This is a genomic window from Marinomonas ostreistagni (assembly GCF_016461785.1).
GTDB classification, from domain to species: domain Bacteria; phylum Pseudomonadota; class Gammaproteobacteria; order Pseudomonadales; family Marinomonadaceae; genus Marinomonas; species Marinomonas ostreistagni_A.
Map to the genome: position 1 here is coordinate 155,481 of NZ_JAEMUH010000005.1, position 13,279 is coordinate 168,759.

A 13,279-nucleotide genomic window follows, 5' to 3' on the forward strand; every position below is an offset into this window, starting at 1 on the left:
TTATGCTTCCTTTAAAAACTCTTCGGCGTTGTCTGGTTGAAAGACGTTTAGTCGAGCGCTTGCGTTAATTCCTTCGGCATACAGCTCTCCATCAAAGGCGCTTAAGCCATTGTCAGCTTGCATGTTGCGCGTGACTTTAAGTGTTAACGTTGTACCAAGTGGGAAATACTCGCAATTACAGCTGTATTTACGTGTACCAAGTAAAAAACCAATTTTGGGTACTCCATCTTGGGTTCGTTCTTGATAGCCCGCGTAAGCGCCTATTGCCTGAGCGAGGTATTCTAAACCGACCCAAGCTGGGACGCCATTCTGCTCAGCGAAAGTAGCGCCTTCGTGTATATCGACTTCTGCGAACAGACTATCGCCTTCTACTACGGTAACGCGACTGAGTAAACTCATGCGACCTGAATGAGGTACTAACTCTTCAACGCTGTATTTCTGCATTAGGAAATCCGTTCTAAAACAAGGGAAATATTATTGCCGCCAAACGCAAATGAGTTACTGAGTGCGTATTGCATGATGCACTCCGAAGCGGCATTTACAAAATTGAGAGTGGGCAGCTCTGGATCAGGGATGCCATCCCAAATGTGTATTGGCTGAAAATTATGCCTCAGTGATAGAGCGCATATCGCCGCCTCTAATGCACCTGCAGCACCCAATGTATGCCCCGTAAAGGGTTTAGTTGAGCTGCAAAGTGTGCTCGATGGAAACAACGTATTGACTGCAACAGACTCCATCTGATCATTAAGCGGTGTAGCAGTTCCATGTAAGTTAATGTAGTTAACAGCTTCTGCTGCGATGCCCGCATCAGCTAAGGCATAAGACATACTACGGATGGCTCCTTGCCCGGATGGATCTGGTGCAGAAATATGGTGTGCATCGGAGCTTTCACCAACGCCTGATAAAGCAATGTCACTTGCTTCAGCTGTCACAAGAAATAGAGCTCCACCTTCGCCAATATTAATACCGTCTCTATTAGCACTAAAGGGGTTGCAGGCCCTCGCACTTACCGCTTCTAGTGATGAAAACCCCTGCACGGTTAAGCGGCATATAGTGTCAACGCCACCGGCGATCACTGCATCGCATACGCCTGATCGTATAAGTCGGCGAGCCGATGCGAGCGCTTTTGCTCCAGAAGAGCAAGCAGTGGAAATACCATATGACGGCCCTGATAATCCGAAGGCTTGTGCTAGAAAATCTGCTGGCGCTCCCATCTCTTGGAGGCGATAGTGATAATCTTCAGGTAGCGAGCCTGTTTCAGCTAGGGTGCGCATGTGCACTTCGCTTTCAGCAATGCCTGAGGTGGATGTGCCAATTACAACGCCAATACGGTCCGGACCATACTGGAGGATGGCTGCCTCAATCTCAGATTGAATCTGCTGGGCAATGTGCCAAGTGACTTGGTTATTTCGACTGCGCCATTTGCTATCTAGCAGGGGCAAGTCAGGAAGAGATTGTTGAATCAAACCAAGTGGAAGTGGCTCGCCATTATGATAGGCGTTGCTTAGGGTAAGTTCAGTTTGTCCAATACGCAAATTATTGAAAGTAGCTTCTGGCCCATCCCCTAGAGCGCTCAGCATACCCATAGCGTTAAGATAGCATTGTTCCATTAACGTAATGGCTCCGTTTCAAAAGTGTTGATGGTGACTTGATAATGTCCCATTTTGTGTTCAATGTTGGTGTTACTTTTGGACCTTTTTACCACTAGGTAGGGTTGCTCATAATAATATGCGACGCGTTCGTTTTTTTTAAATTCTAGTTTCCAGCCATTTTCCTTAAGATAGTTTTTTTGCAATGATGCTTTAGGCCAAAGAGCAAATTGCATCATGCTGAATATTTCTTTTTCAGGTAATGGCTGTCCAGACAAATTTTGACTTTGCCAAAGTTGCCCGTCATAAGATTGGTTCAAGAATGGTTGTCCTGCTAGGGTCAATGCAACCATACTCGTTTGCGTGTGAGTGAGTCGAAGTATCGCAATAAAGCTGTCGCTCTGTTTGGCACTCGTTAGAGTCAGATGTTGCTTCAAAATCTGAGGCAGAAGTTCAGACGACGGCGCGAGAAGGACAGGTGCAGGTGTTTGACGTTGATGCCCAGGAAAAAAACTACAGGCGCTAAGCATCAAACATAAAACAGCGAGGTGAAATAATTTCATTACTTTTGGCATAACTGAGCCAACACATGAAGACGCTTTGGAGTGTTTACATATGGATTGTTTGTATCCCATGCATAACCCGCCAAAACAGAACTGATCATTTCTTTTATTGCTGGATTCTTTTGTTCGGTAAAGATGACTGTCTGTAAGCTGCCATCATACCAGCCTTCTACGAAGGTGCGGAAGGTGTTGATTCCCAACTTCAGTGGCTGTTCGTACTCGCTTAGCCAATCTACTTGTTCACCATGTAATTGTTTGTCTAAGACTGCAGAGGCGAGCGAAGCTGATTTCAGCGCAATGGTCACGCCAGACGAGAACACTGGATCTAAGAACTCTCCCGCATTACCTAACAGAGCGAAATGCTTACCGGACATTTGAGTAACATCAGACGAGTAGCCCGCCAATTTCCCAACCGCTGTATCAAATTGAGCTTCCGTTAAGCTTTCGCACATTTTGCCCGTCTGGGTGATAAAGTGCTTTAGTATCAGCTCATCTTCCTGATCTTGGTGTTGTTCATAAACGGATCGAGGTAGTACAACGCCAACAGATGATCGACCATTACTAAAAGGAATTAACCAATACCAAATTTCACTGTTTTCAGGGTGAACTGAAATCAATATTTTATTTCGATCAAAGTCTTTTAAACCAATGCGGTCTTCAACATGGGTAAACAAAGAGACCCTTGTTGATAAAGTGGACTCTTTCTCTAAATTTAGTAGTTTTGGCAATACACGACCAAAGCCACTGGCGTCGAGAACAAATTTAGCAGAGACGTCGTATTCATTGTTTTGATCGTCGCATACATGGAGTTGTACGGTGTTATTTTCCAACTCCGTATAGGATTCAACGGCATGCCCATAGCGAATTTCAGTACCTTCTTTTACTGCACAGTCTGCAAGGATTTTATCAAACTGCGCTCGCTGTACTTGATACGTGGTACCCCAACCAGGCGAAAATTTCTCGCGAAAGTCAAAGAAGTCATATTGCTCTTTATTCGCAAACGCAGCGCCGTTTTTAAATTGGAATCCGGCTTCAATAACGGCCTGCAGCATACCTGCTTGCTGTAAAAACTCCATACTTTGCGGTAGTAGACTTTCACCAATTGAAAAGCGTGGAAAATATTGTTTTTCCAGTACTAAAACATTGTGACCGCTGCGCGTAAGATTGGCTGCTGCGACGGCCCCCGAGGGACCAGCGCCAATAATCACCACATCAAAACTTCCGTTTGCGCTATGCATTTCGACTTTCTCCATAAGAAATGGGCTGAATAAAAGGAGTTAACAGCCACACAAAAAGTAACCCAGGTAGTACGATAACACCGAAGTGATACAGCACTGGTGTTTCACTCAAGACCAGCAAACCAAATGCCAGTAAGCTGGTTATTGTCGATAGTGAAACGGCGACCCAAGTATGTGCCGCACCATGGGATTCTTTAATAAAAATGCCCATGTCTAGGCCGATCCCAAACACCAGCATCAGTGCGACGATGTTAAATAAGTTGTAGCCGCCATTAAGTAATGTGGCGATGGCAAATGCCATGATAGAGGCGCTTAACGGGGGCAAAATAATTTGCCAGAGCTGCTTACGATAGCGCAGCAATAATACGCTTGAGACAACGAGATAAGCGATCACAAGACACATAGTGAGCTGTGTCCGATAACGTGCAAGGGTATCGCTAATATCTGCTATAGGGTCAATATACTCGACTAAGTTTGTATGCGAGGCAAGCTCTTGTAGTTGGCTCTTGGCGGCTTGGCTGAACTTGCCTTGGATACGTATAACGCTGGAAATATGACCGTCTTTATGTCGAATCAATTGGCTACTTAACATGTGCCCTAATGGGGAGGTTTGCCATTCAGAGAGGGTCAAGATTGTGTGATTCTGATTAAAGGACTGCTGCGCTTCCTGTTTGATGAGGGCCGATGCACCAATTTTATTCATAAATGGGGCTAACTGAGTTCGATACAATTCGCTAACTAACGTGATGTTACGGTGCTGTTGTGCTTGAGAGGGCAATGATTGACTGATACTGAGGTAATTACCGAGATCACCTTCAAAGCGCAGACGATCCAAAGTTAAGCGAACCTGCTCCTCTTTTTGTAGTAGCGCTTCAATCCCCGTCGCCGTGATTAATAGGAAGGTGCTCTGGTAGCCATTCCCCATTGCTTGTTGAACAGTTCGGTCTTCATTAAGTAACTGAATAGGAGAAGTCTGAAGCGTATCTAAGTCATCTTTCGCGGAAGAGCAGTAAATAAATACGCTGCCAATAACTGAAAGGGTGGTAGCAGCGAAGACTGCTTGCAGATGTCGCTTTGAAGAGTAAACAGGCGTAAGGTGCTGGCACATATCAATAATTGATGGATGTAACCGCATGTTAGACAGATTGGAGACCAGCGGCAGCCAGAATAGAACGGTTAACCATGAGGCAACGAGACCTATGCTAGCAAACAAGGCAATTTGGCGAAGCCCGGGGAATGGTGTTAAAGCGAGGCCTGCGTAAGCTAATACACTTGAAATTAAGCCTAGCAATAGACTGACAAATAGTGACTTAGTTAAACGGTTCTCTGTTTGCCCCGATTGGGCACAGACATAATGCATTGAGTAGTCTACAGCGACGCCAACGAGACCTGCGCCAAAGGCAAAAGTGATCAAGTGTACACTAGGAAATATCAGTGTTGTGATTGCCAGAGCGACCATGGCTCCGACACTAATGGGCACTAAGGTATAGAACAGCGGTTTTAGACTACGGAAGGCAGCTAAAATCAGTAATATAATGCCAAGAACAGAGCCAACGCCAATGGTCGAAATTTCTTGTTTTGCTTGGTTAGCTCCATAGCTTGCATGAATCACTAGCCCCGACATTTTTACGGTTACTTGATTAGCTGAAGCATAGTCTTTCACCTGTTGAAGTAGTGGCGCTAATTGACTTTGTGTGGACAATGAAAATGCATTTTCTGATAAACGATAAAATAGAACAAAAGCCGGTTGAGGTGTAGATGATAGTCGGAATAAGCCTTGCTGAGTTTTTATGTTGCTACTGAGAACACTGTCTTGCAAAAAGCTGCCATAAAGGCCAAAAGGGTCGGCTTTTAAATCAACCGGTGCGCTGGCAACGGGATTAAATAATTGTCCTAGAGCGATATCAGATTGTTGTTGCCATTGACCGTTTTCAAGTCGTCGCTTCACTTGATCGCTGAGTACGCTAAAACGGAATTTAGGGTTGAGAGACTGCTGCTGTAAATGCTCAGGAGATTGCTCAAGCAGTATAGGTGAGTCCGCTAAAATAGACTGAATATTAAGGGTTGCTGTACGTGCTTTATCGACTTCAGGGTGCAGAATCATTAACGTCAATAATTGCCCCATGGCATCAGACTGAGACTGCATAGCCGCCGCGCTGTAAGGGCTTTGTTCGGACTGAGGTAAGAGTGCCATAATACTCGACTCAAAGCTTGGCCCTTTAAGCCATGCAATAGAGCAGATTCCCAACACGATGACTAGCCAAATAAATGCTGCAACCTTGCGCATGATTACTGCGAGCCCTCGGCTAATAACTCTGAGAATTGAATAGTCGTGGAATTACCATTCACTTCCTGTAACACAACCTGCTCTAAGAAGGCGCCTCCAGATAAACTCACGTGCGTAATTGCTTGGGCGATGTTGACATCGCTTGGTGTCAGTTGCGCTTGCCATTGCTCTTGGGAAGTGTGCGCTTCTATATGAAAGTAGGTTTGCAGTAGATCCCAGTCAGCAGTCATCACACCAAAAAACAAGTCAGAAAAAACCTGTACTACAGGATTGTTTTGACTATCTAAGACGGACACTTGTTGTCCATTTTGAGCTGTAATAATTTGGTTAGGGGTAAGAGTAAGTGTATTTTCAATTGGCGCTAAGGTATGCCAAGAAATTTCTTGCTCGGCAATGTAGGCAAAAGTGCCAGAAGACTTAAGTGATGTATCTACAGCCGCTAAGTATTTTTCTTGATCAAAATGCCCTGACAGTTGTTCTGGGGTGTGCAGTAATTCTTTGAGCTCGTCTACTGAAGCTGCCCAGATAGCATGGCTAAAAAATATCAAAAAGAGAATCGCTGACTTCATGCGCTGACGCCTAGTTTATCTAACAGGATTTGTGGGGAAGCGAACTGCATCTCACCGTTCGCAGCATCAACTGCTACTTGTACAGTGTAGGCTTTGGTTAAGCGTTGACCGGATTCACTGTCAAATAATGTATAAGCGATTTTGAGTCGATTTTCCCACTCTATTACTTTTGCTAGAACGCGGATCTTCTGCTTGAAGCGCAATGGCTTAGCGTAGCGAATATTTAGTTCAATAACAGGCCAAACATAGCCAGTCTGTTCCATCTCATCGCAATTGTAGTCGATGGATTCTAGTAATGCACAACGGGCAATTTCTAGGTATTTTACGTAATGGCCATGCCATGCAATGCGCATGACATCGACATCATGAAATGGAATTTCTAACTCGATTTCATGTTCTAACATGGCTATTAATGTCCTTTTTTATGAAGTTTGGTGTGACTGTTTAGTGGTTCGATATGCCAAAAGTCATAGAAATTGAACCACTGTAAGGGTTGCATAAGACAATAATGTTCTAGCCGTTTTGCATAATCATACACAGCATTATTGAGAAGCTGATCTCTCGCTTTTCGAGGAGCGGTTAATTGTTCGGCAAAAAGCTCAATGTAAATGTGGTATTTGGCTTCTTGTTTCAAGCAGAACATTAAATAGACTGGGCACTTCAGTAAATTAGCGAGAATAAACGCTCCTTGAGGGAATGGGGCTGGCTGCTGTAGGAAAGGCACCACAGTCGTTCGTGCGTTACTTTGCACAGGCGTGCGATCTCCCGCAATTACGATGAATTCACCTTCTTCAATACGCTCAGATAAAGTCATAGCGGTTGCTGGTGACATGTCAGTCACTTGCATCATACGAATATTGGCGCTGGCGTTGGCTTGTTTTAACATGCGGTTAAACTTTTCTGCATGCTGGGTATACACGAGCATTGTCACTTTGACGTTTGGCATTTGATGAGCCAGTGCACTACAGATTTCCGTATTCCCGAGATGAGAGACAACAATAATCCCTCCTTTCTGACGTTGCTCCATATGTTGCATAGTAGCTTGGTTGTGGAAAGCTACATCTTGCGGCTGTATATGCCCCATCCAGACCAAGAACTTATCCAAAAGCAGCTCACCAAAAGTCCAGAAGTGACGGAATGAGGTAAGTTCTTTTGGTTGTTTAGGGCATAAGGGCTTAGCTTTTTTTAAGTAATCTTGTGACGCATGTCGTGCACGTTTATTGGATAAAAAATAGTAGCCAATGACAGGGAGTAAGACGAGGCGAAATACATTACGTCCAAAGAGTTGGTAGCAGCTCAATAGGATCTTCATTCCTATAATGGACCCCGTTTCTCCTATCTTAGACCAATGCTGCGTAGACTTAGCCACGACACTTCCCCTTAAGCAGCATGGGTAAGCGTTTGAGCATGCCAAAAAAGAGGCGGGTGTGCATGGCAGAAATCAGCACATTGTCTTTAAGCTTATTAAAGTGAGAAACCCCATCTATGGGATAGTGTACTTTTGTCGCTCGATTCACGATGGTATGACCCTCCCAAACCCAACGAACAAGAATTTCTGTATCGAATTCCATACGATTTCCGCAACTATGACGCGAGGTTAGCTCACGGCAGGCGGCGGTAGGGTAAACTCTGAAACCGCACATAGAATCTTTAATAGTAAAAGATAAAGTATTTATCCATACCCAAACATGAGTTAAATAACGTGCGTAGAAGCGATGTTTAGGGACGCTTTCATCATATACTGGACAGCCAGCAATAAGCGCCTTAGGTTGCTTTTTCGCCTCGGCAATCATATCGGGTATGTCTGATAAGTTGTGTTGGCCGTCAGCGTCAACTTGCAGTGCATGGCTGAATCCATGATGGAATAACTCAGCTATTCCTGCTTTTACTGCGCCACCTTTACCTTGATTGATAGGAAGTCTAATGAGGCTGACACTCTGTGAAGCGTGTTCTTTTGCTAATTGTTTGAGCACATCATGGCATTCAGCTGAGCTTCCATCGTCCACCAGCAGCACCGGATAGCCATAAGAGAGAACATTTTTAAGTGTACTGCCAATGGCGTGTTCATGGTTGTACACAGGGATTAAAATAGCCGGGTTAAACTCTATGTTAGGCGAAACAGATGCGACCACTTGAGTGAACTCCTTTGTCTGAAAGGTATTGGAACGTCAGCTTTTTCAATGCGCTGTTATACGTTAATGACAAAGTCACCTCAGTATCAGGCTGGATGACATGCTGAAACTTAATCACTTCTAAGCCTGTAAAGCGTCCTTCAATAGCAAAGTGTTTGCGACCAAAATGTTGTGCCCAATGGGTTTGAGTAATACCTGGCAAAATAGGATGCTGGTCAAAGTGCCCCTCAAAGTAGATCAGCTCTTTGGGAATATAGAAGACTAGCTGGATATGTTCATCAAGAGTATTCCGGCTCAGTTCCACTGGCCACTTTACTTCATGGTTATCAAATAACGAATGCAGACGATCCATAGATAATTTGCCTTGAGAGTTGTAAGGGAGTGATGATAGAAAACGCCAACGTCTTGGTAATAGTACCGCTTCAAAAGAAGAACGTAGCGCTTGTTTAAGGCATTTAACCAACTCTTTCTGTGAGCCATGTGTGCGTAATTGCTTGCCAGCTTCTGAGAGCTCAGCCACAACAACAACTTCATCTCTTTTTCGTGCCAAGACCAGCGCTCTAGCGGCTCTAATCCACTTTGTCTGCTCGATTTCATGTTCCATCTTGGTTAGAGATAAGCGCTTGCCTTCTACTTTATGAATTCTATCTTGACGTCCAAGTAAACGAAATGAGCCTGATGTTGAGATATCAATTTGGTCACTTAAATAGGCATGCTTCGGTTCGATGTAGGGCCCGGAAATGTGGACACGACCTTGGTGAATCTGCATATCAATCTGCGGTAATAAGTGCCAATGCTCATTATTGTTTGATTGTGTGCGCCACGCTATGGCTCCAGTCTCTGAGCTGCCATAAATTTCATGAACGGGCGTACCTAATAACTCGGCTGCAAATAGACTGTCCTGACGCGCTAAGGGCGCTGCAGAAGATATGACTTGGTGGCAATGGCCAGCAACGGAGGTCCAATCCAGTTGGTCGTTCAAGCGTTTAAGGTGGGACGGAGTGGAAATCAACACGTAGCATGCCAGCTGCTGAGCTTGGCGGAAAATATCTTCAGTAAAAGTGCATGCTTTGGTTAGAAATTTTCGCTCAGTTAATAATGGCCAGAATAAGCGAAAGGTTAAACCAAAGAGGTGCTGATGTGGTACCGTCGATATCAGAGTTGCGTGTTTAGGTATTGTCCAAAGCTGATCAACAGAGGCGATTTCATCTTCTATCATAGCAATGGTTTTAAGAATGGGTTTGGGCGTGCCTGTTGAACCAGAAGTGTATACCTCAATAGCCGTTTGTTCCCTGTCTAAGGGGACTAAGGGTGAGCATTGCATACTGCTTGGTGGGTATAAAAATGCCTGTTCAAGATCTGGGAATTCACCAATAAAGCCTGCACTGTTAGGCGCTAGTCTATCGATAGTGTCTGAACAGATATCGCTAGGCAAGCAGGCGATACACTTTGACTGCCACAACGCAAAAAGAATGGCGATGAATTCAAATGTATCGGAATGATATACAACCCACCGTTGCTTGGGCTCAAGCGGTAAAAACGTTCGCCAATCATTAATACGCGCCATTAAATCCGCTTTGCTGTGAGATGCATCTGGTGAGCAAGCGATCACTTGGTCTGGCGTTGACTCAAACCAGTTTGATAACGATAGCACTTCAATCTATTCCTTTGCTCTTACTTTCTTTCTGATTAACCATTCTGAGCCGGCTAAGGTCGCAATCAGAAGGTAGGCAAGAAATCCGTTATAAAAAGTCCAAACTTCCATGCTGGCCCATAATGCTGTACCAAGAGCAATCGTGCCATTTAGGATGAAAAAGACAGACCATACTTTGGTAACATTACGTGTGTAACGCACACCACTTGGTGGTAAGTTTGGTTCTTGGATTCGGGCTAAGCGCTCTACAATTGATTGCTGAGTAAATAAGCTACCTGTAAAGAGGCAAAATAAGCTTAAATTGACAAGTACGGGATACAGTTTGACACTTAGGTCTGGACCAAAAAATATCACACTCAACAACATAGTCGCAGCAATGAATAAAATGCCAGCGCGAGTGTTGATGTTGGACTTGTGTCTTAGCCTTAATACTAAAATAAGTGCAAGCATAGGAAGGATGAAAGTGCTACCGCCGGTTGAGCCTACCCAATACACCAAAAAAGGGTAGACAATGGTTAGTAGCCCTAAAACAACCTTCAGCGCCATTACTCAGCCATCAATTTTTCAACTTCAATGACAACATCCTGTACCGTTCTTACGGCCTTGAAGTCTTCCGGTTGTAACTTCTTTCCGGTCATCTTCTTTAATTCGACAATTAAATCCACCGCATCAATACTGTCGATGTCTAAGTCTTGATAGAGGTTTGCCTCAGGGGTAATGTCTTCGGCAGGCAGTTCAAATAGTTCTTGTAGAACGTCGGAAACTCGTTGGTAAATTTCTTGCTGGTTCATAGTGCTTATACGTTGGTTGTTTGGTGTTGTTGAACAAGTTTAGCGAGCGCATTGATGCTGGCAAAGTGTGCTTTGGTTTCTTCGGAATCAGCTTTCAGTTTAATGCCATAACGCTGTTGCAGCGCTAGGCCAATCTCAAGAGCATCAATAGAGTCTAATCCTAGGCCTTCGATAAAAAGAGGAGCATCGTCTTCAATGTCACTGGTATCTATGTCTTCAAGATCAAGCGCATCAATGATCATTTGCTTAAGTTCGGTATTTAGGTCAGACATTTAATTGGAGCTCCTCGTTGAAAAATTCGGCTAAATCTGATGACAAGCGTCGTGCTGCGACAGGCAGCCGCATGTCAGAAATATAAGGCTGAACAGAAATGACTGGTTTCACTTCTAAGGTAAAGTGAACCCGAGTCTTTGGAATTTGGTACCAACGGTCTTGCTTGGTTAGCGTTGATGGAAAAGATTGAATTATGACCGGTGTAATGTCAGCTGGCACGCGTAGAGCAATCTGTGATGCTCCGCGTTTTAGCGTAATAGGCTCATTTGGTACTGAGCGAGTGCCTTCAGGGAAAACAATCAGTGCATCGTGCTCTGCGATGGCCTCTCGTGCCAGCTCTATTACATTTTCGTTTTCTTCATTGATAATGTAACCAGCCATTTTGATCGGGCCGCGAGTAAAAATATTACGCGTTAACTTACCTTTCACGACACAATTTGCGTTGGGAATTAATGCGATCAGAAAGACCACATCGATGAGTGATGGGTGATTGGCAAGCACCAGCTTAGCGTTGTGCAATCTCTCTAGATGTTTAGTTTGGTACGTAAGTACACCTAGAAAACGCATCATTTCGATATAAAAGCGAAAAATTAAGTGGATAAGACGTTTAGCCAAAAAAGCGCGACGTACAGCGGTTACAGGAAGGCAACGCAAAATTGGAAAAGCAACAATGCTAAGCGTGATTCCGCCTACACCAAATACAAAGAAGCTAAATGCTGTGGCAAACCAGCGCCAACAAAATTCAATTTTTGTGAACATAAGATGACGAGCCTAGATACTTTGAAGCTTCCAATGGGTTGACGTGTTTTTTTCGGCGAAAATTACTTCACTCTGGTTCGTTAAAAGTAGTGTTAGCAATTGCATGTAGTCAGGGGCAGTCTCATCGAGAATAGCCGCAGAACTATCGTTCTTAGATAGTTTCAAGGCAGTGCCGACATCACGACTTAGGAGCAATGCAATGGCGTAAGGGATATCACTTGACTCTGTATATGGCTGATAAATCTTAGGAACCGGTGTGTCGCATATTAAACACACAACTTTGGAGAAATCTTGCAGTTGGATAGCTGCTTCTAGCAAAGCGGTTGGTAGCATATTTTGGCATGCTGCCACAGAGGTAATGGATGAAGTGTCTTTTTGGGCAATAGACAACAGTCCCGCAATCGCGTTATGAACCGCTAGACTAAATCCCGTTGGCGATAGGTCTTGGTCAGAGGCAATATTTTGTAATAATGAAAGTGTAAGATCTACATCGCCATGACGTGAAGCGAAGACTAAAGGAGTGTTTTCATCAAGCTCTAGCCCGCATAGTGCTGCGGCCGCAACTTTACCCATCTTCGTGAACCGGCGACGTAGCATGGGAGAAATCTTTTTTAAGCCGGTTTTAATGTTATCTTCATCGGCAGAATACAATCTGCTATTTAACCAATCGCTCCAATCTTTTTCAGAGGTCAGGCCTGGTGCTACCGCACTCCATTTCTCCAGCCTAAAATCCAACACATTAACCTCGTTAAATAAGTTCCCTGTCGAAGAACACTGATATGTTCTTTCTTATTTCTTGCGAAAAACTGGCGAAATTTTACCTGCAAAAGCAATTTATGCAATAGCTGAAAGGATTTACTTGTCTAATTAATGTTCTTTATAATCCGCGCTTCTTTTTTGTCATTATTTGCATGGAGGCATGCTTTGAAACAACTTTTAGTAATTTTAACCTCACTTTGTCTATTCTTCCCTTCGATCTCTCAAGCTCGCGATACAAAACATATGTTATCTATTGATGATGCTATGCAATCTTCTGACTTTCAAGAAAAGCTAGATGGTAGTATTAAGCTGTATTTTGGCGACCAAACGCACTCAAAAGTGGTGAGCAAAGCAGGTAATTTCACGACGAATAAAAAAACAAATGCTGTAGGGAAAAGCGACGAACGTGCCTGTAACTGGGTATTTCTTTCTGCTTTGTTAGCTCTTCAAGAGAGAGCAAAGGCGGAAGGAGCAAATGCTGTCGTTAATATTTCGAGTTACTACAAGAAGAACAAAGTATCCAGCAGCTCAGAGTTTGAGTGTCATGCGGGTGCGATTATGGCCGGTGTAGCGTTGAACGCTGATGTTGTCACTCTTAAATAACCTTATCTAAGGCGTGATAAAGCTAGCATTACTCGATACGAGAATGTCGGATGAGCTGCCTG

16 protein-coding genes are annotated in these 13,279 nt (G+C 44.0%); 1 reads left to right on the forward strand and 15 read right to left on the reverse strand.

Annotated elements, in window-relative coordinates; genetic code table 11:
* Genes JHD44_RS06495 through JHD44_RS06565 form a run of 15 tightly spaced genes read right to left on the reverse strand, consistent with a single transcriptional unit; the run spans window position 1 to window position 12,593 of the window.
* The gene (locus tag JHD44_RS06495) at window positions 1–444 is read right to left on the reverse strand and encodes a hotdog family protein (RefSeq protein ID WP_199461957.1); all 444 of its coding nucleotides are present in this window, start codon (window positions 442–444) and stop codon (window positions 1–3) included.
* Entirely contained in the window at window positions 444–1,610 is a 1,167-nt protein-coding gene (locus JHD44_RS06500; RefSeq protein ID WP_199461958.1) for a beta-ketoacyl-[acyl-carrier-protein] synthase family protein, read from the reverse strand. The genes JHD44_RS06495 and JHD44_RS06500 overlap by 1 nt, the downstream gene beginning before the upstream one ends.
* The gene (locus JHD44_RS06505) at window positions 1,610–2,224 is read right to left on the reverse strand and encodes a DUF3261 domain-containing protein (RefSeq protein ID WP_325097052.1); all 615 of its coding nucleotides are present in this window, start codon (window positions 2,222–2,224) and stop codon (window positions 1,610–1,612) included. Before JHD44_RS06505 ends, JHD44_RS06500 begins: the two co-directional genes overlap by 1 nt.
* A complete protein-coding gene (locus JHD44_RS06510; RefSeq protein WP_199461960.1) occupies window positions 2,152–3,390 on the reverse strand; it encodes an NAD(P)/FAD-dependent oxidoreductase in 1,239 nt (412 codons plus the stop codon). Before JHD44_RS06510 ends, JHD44_RS06505 begins: the two co-directional genes overlap by 73 nt.
* On the reverse strand, window positions 3,383–5,677 hold the full coding sequence (locus JHD44_RS06515) for an MMPL family transporter (RefSeq protein ID WP_199461961.1): 2,295 nt from the start codon (window positions 5,675–5,677) through the stop codon (window positions 3,383–3,385). Before JHD44_RS06515 ends, JHD44_RS06510 begins: the two co-directional genes overlap by 8 nt.
* Before the next feature lie 2 nt (window positions 5,678–5,679).
* Entirely contained in the window at window positions 5,680–6,246 is a 567-nt protein-coding gene (locus JHD44_RS06520) for an outer membrane lipoprotein carrier protein LolA (protein WP_199461962.1), read from the reverse strand.
* Entirely contained in the window at window positions 6,243–6,650 is a 408-nt protein-coding gene (locus tag JHD44_RS06525; protein ID WP_199461963.1) for an acyl-CoA thioesterase, read from the reverse strand. The genes JHD44_RS06520 and JHD44_RS06525 overlap by 4 nt, the downstream gene beginning before the upstream one ends.
* Before the next feature lie 5 nt (window positions 6,651–6,655).
* Window positions 6,656–7,615: a lipid A biosynthesis acyltransferase gene (locus tag JHD44_RS06530; protein ID WP_199461964.1), complete on the reverse strand. Its 960-nt coding sequence runs from the start codon at window positions 7,613–7,615 to the stop codon at window positions 6,656–6,658.
* Window positions 7,608–8,378 (reverse strand): glycosyltransferase family 2 protein, encoded by a 771-nt coding sequence (locus tag JHD44_RS06535; RefSeq protein ID WP_199461965.1) that lies wholly within the window; start codon window positions 8,376–8,378, stop codon window positions 7,608–7,610. Before JHD44_RS06535 ends, JHD44_RS06530 begins: the two co-directional genes overlap by 8 nt.
* Complete coding sequence (locus tag JHD44_RS06540) at window positions 8,356–10,032, reverse strand: AMP-binding protein (RefSeq protein WP_325097053.1); 1,677 nt, start codon at window positions 10,030–10,032, stop codon at window positions 8,356–8,358. The genes JHD44_RS06535 and JHD44_RS06540 overlap by 23 nt, the downstream gene beginning before the upstream one ends.
* Before the next feature lie 6 nt (window positions 10,033–10,038).
* On the reverse strand, window positions 10,039–10,578 hold the full coding sequence (locus JHD44_RS06545) for a hypothetical protein (protein ID WP_199461966.1): 540 nt from the start codon (window positions 10,576–10,578) through the stop codon (window positions 10,039–10,041).
* Window positions 10,578–10,823, reverse strand: coding sequence for an acyl carrier protein (locus JHD44_RS06550; protein WP_199461967.1), 246 nt, complete (start codon window positions 10,821–10,823; stop codon window positions 10,578–10,580). Before JHD44_RS06550 ends, JHD44_RS06545 begins: the two co-directional genes overlap by 1 nt.
* Window positions 10,824–10,828: 5 nt before the next feature.
* The gene (locus JHD44_RS06555) at window positions 10,829–11,095 is read right to left on the reverse strand and encodes a phosphopantetheine-binding protein (protein ID WP_199461968.1); all 267 of its coding nucleotides are present in this window, start codon (window positions 11,093–11,095) and stop codon (window positions 10,829–10,831) included.
* Entirely contained in the window at window positions 11,088–11,855 is a 768-nt protein-coding gene (locus JHD44_RS06560; protein WP_199461969.1) for a lysophospholipid acyltransferase family protein, read from the reverse strand. The genes JHD44_RS06555 and JHD44_RS06560 overlap by 8 nt, the downstream gene beginning before the upstream one ends.
* A gap of 12 nt (window positions 11,856–11,867) precedes the next feature.
* A complete protein-coding gene (locus tag JHD44_RS06565; protein ID WP_199461970.1) occupies window positions 11,868–12,593 on the reverse strand; it encodes a beta-ketoacyl synthase chain length factor in 726 nt (241 codons plus the stop codon).
* A 186-nt stretch (window positions 12,594–12,779) separates the two neighbouring features.
* Here JHD44_RS06565 and JHD44_RS06570 point away from each other — a divergent pair, with 186 nt between their 5' ends.
* On the forward strand, window positions 12,780–13,217 hold the full coding sequence (locus JHD44_RS06570) for an excinuclease ATPase subunit (RefSeq protein ID WP_199461971.1): 438 nt from the start codon (window positions 12,780–12,782) through the stop codon (window positions 13,215–13,217).
* The last annotated feature ends 62 nt before the right edge of the window (window positions 13,218–13,279 follow it).

Coding starts and splice junctions, on each gene's coding strand:
- JHD44_RS06495 (WP_199461957.1), bottom strand. CDS start 444: ATGCAGAAATACAGCGTTGAAGAGTTAGTACCTCATTCAGGTCGCATG.
- JHD44_RS06500 (WP_199461958.1), bottom strand. CDS start 1,610: ATGGAACAATGCTATCTTAACGCTATGGGTATGCTGAGCGCTCTAGGG.
- JHD44_RS06505 (WP_325097052.1), bottom strand. CDS start 2,224: ATGGGATACAAACAATCCATATGTAAACACTCCAAAGCGTCTTCATGT.
- JHD44_RS06510 (WP_199461960.1), bottom strand. CDS start 3,390: ATGCATAGCGCAAACGGAAGTTTTGATGTGGTGATTATTGGCGCTGGT.
- JHD44_RS06515 (WP_199461961.1), bottom strand. CDS start 5,677: ATGCGCAAGGTTGCAGCATTTATTTGGCTAGTCATCGTGTTGGGAATC.
- JHD44_RS06520 (WP_199461962.1), bottom strand. CDS start 6,246: ATGAAGTCAGCGATTCTCTTTTTGATATTTTTTAGCCATGCTATCTGG.
- JHD44_RS06525 (WP_199461963.1), bottom strand. CDS start 6,650: ATGTTAGAACATGAAATCGAGTTAGAAATTCCATTTCATGATGTCGAT.
- JHD44_RS06545 (WP_199461966.1), bottom strand. CDS start 10,578: ATGGCGCTGAAGGTTGTTTTAGGGCTACTAACCATTGTCTACCCTTTT.
- JHD44_RS06550 (WP_199461967.1), bottom strand. CDS start 10,823: ATGAACCAGCAAGAAATTTACCAACGAGTTTCCGACGTTCTACAAGAA.
- JHD44_RS06555 (WP_199461968.1), bottom strand. CDS start 11,095: ATGTCTGACCTAAATACCGAACTTAAGCAAATGATCATTGATGCGCTT.
- JHD44_RS06560 (WP_199461969.1), bottom strand. CDS start 11,855: ATGTTCACAAAAATTGAATTTTGTTGGCGCTGGTTTGCCACAGCATTT.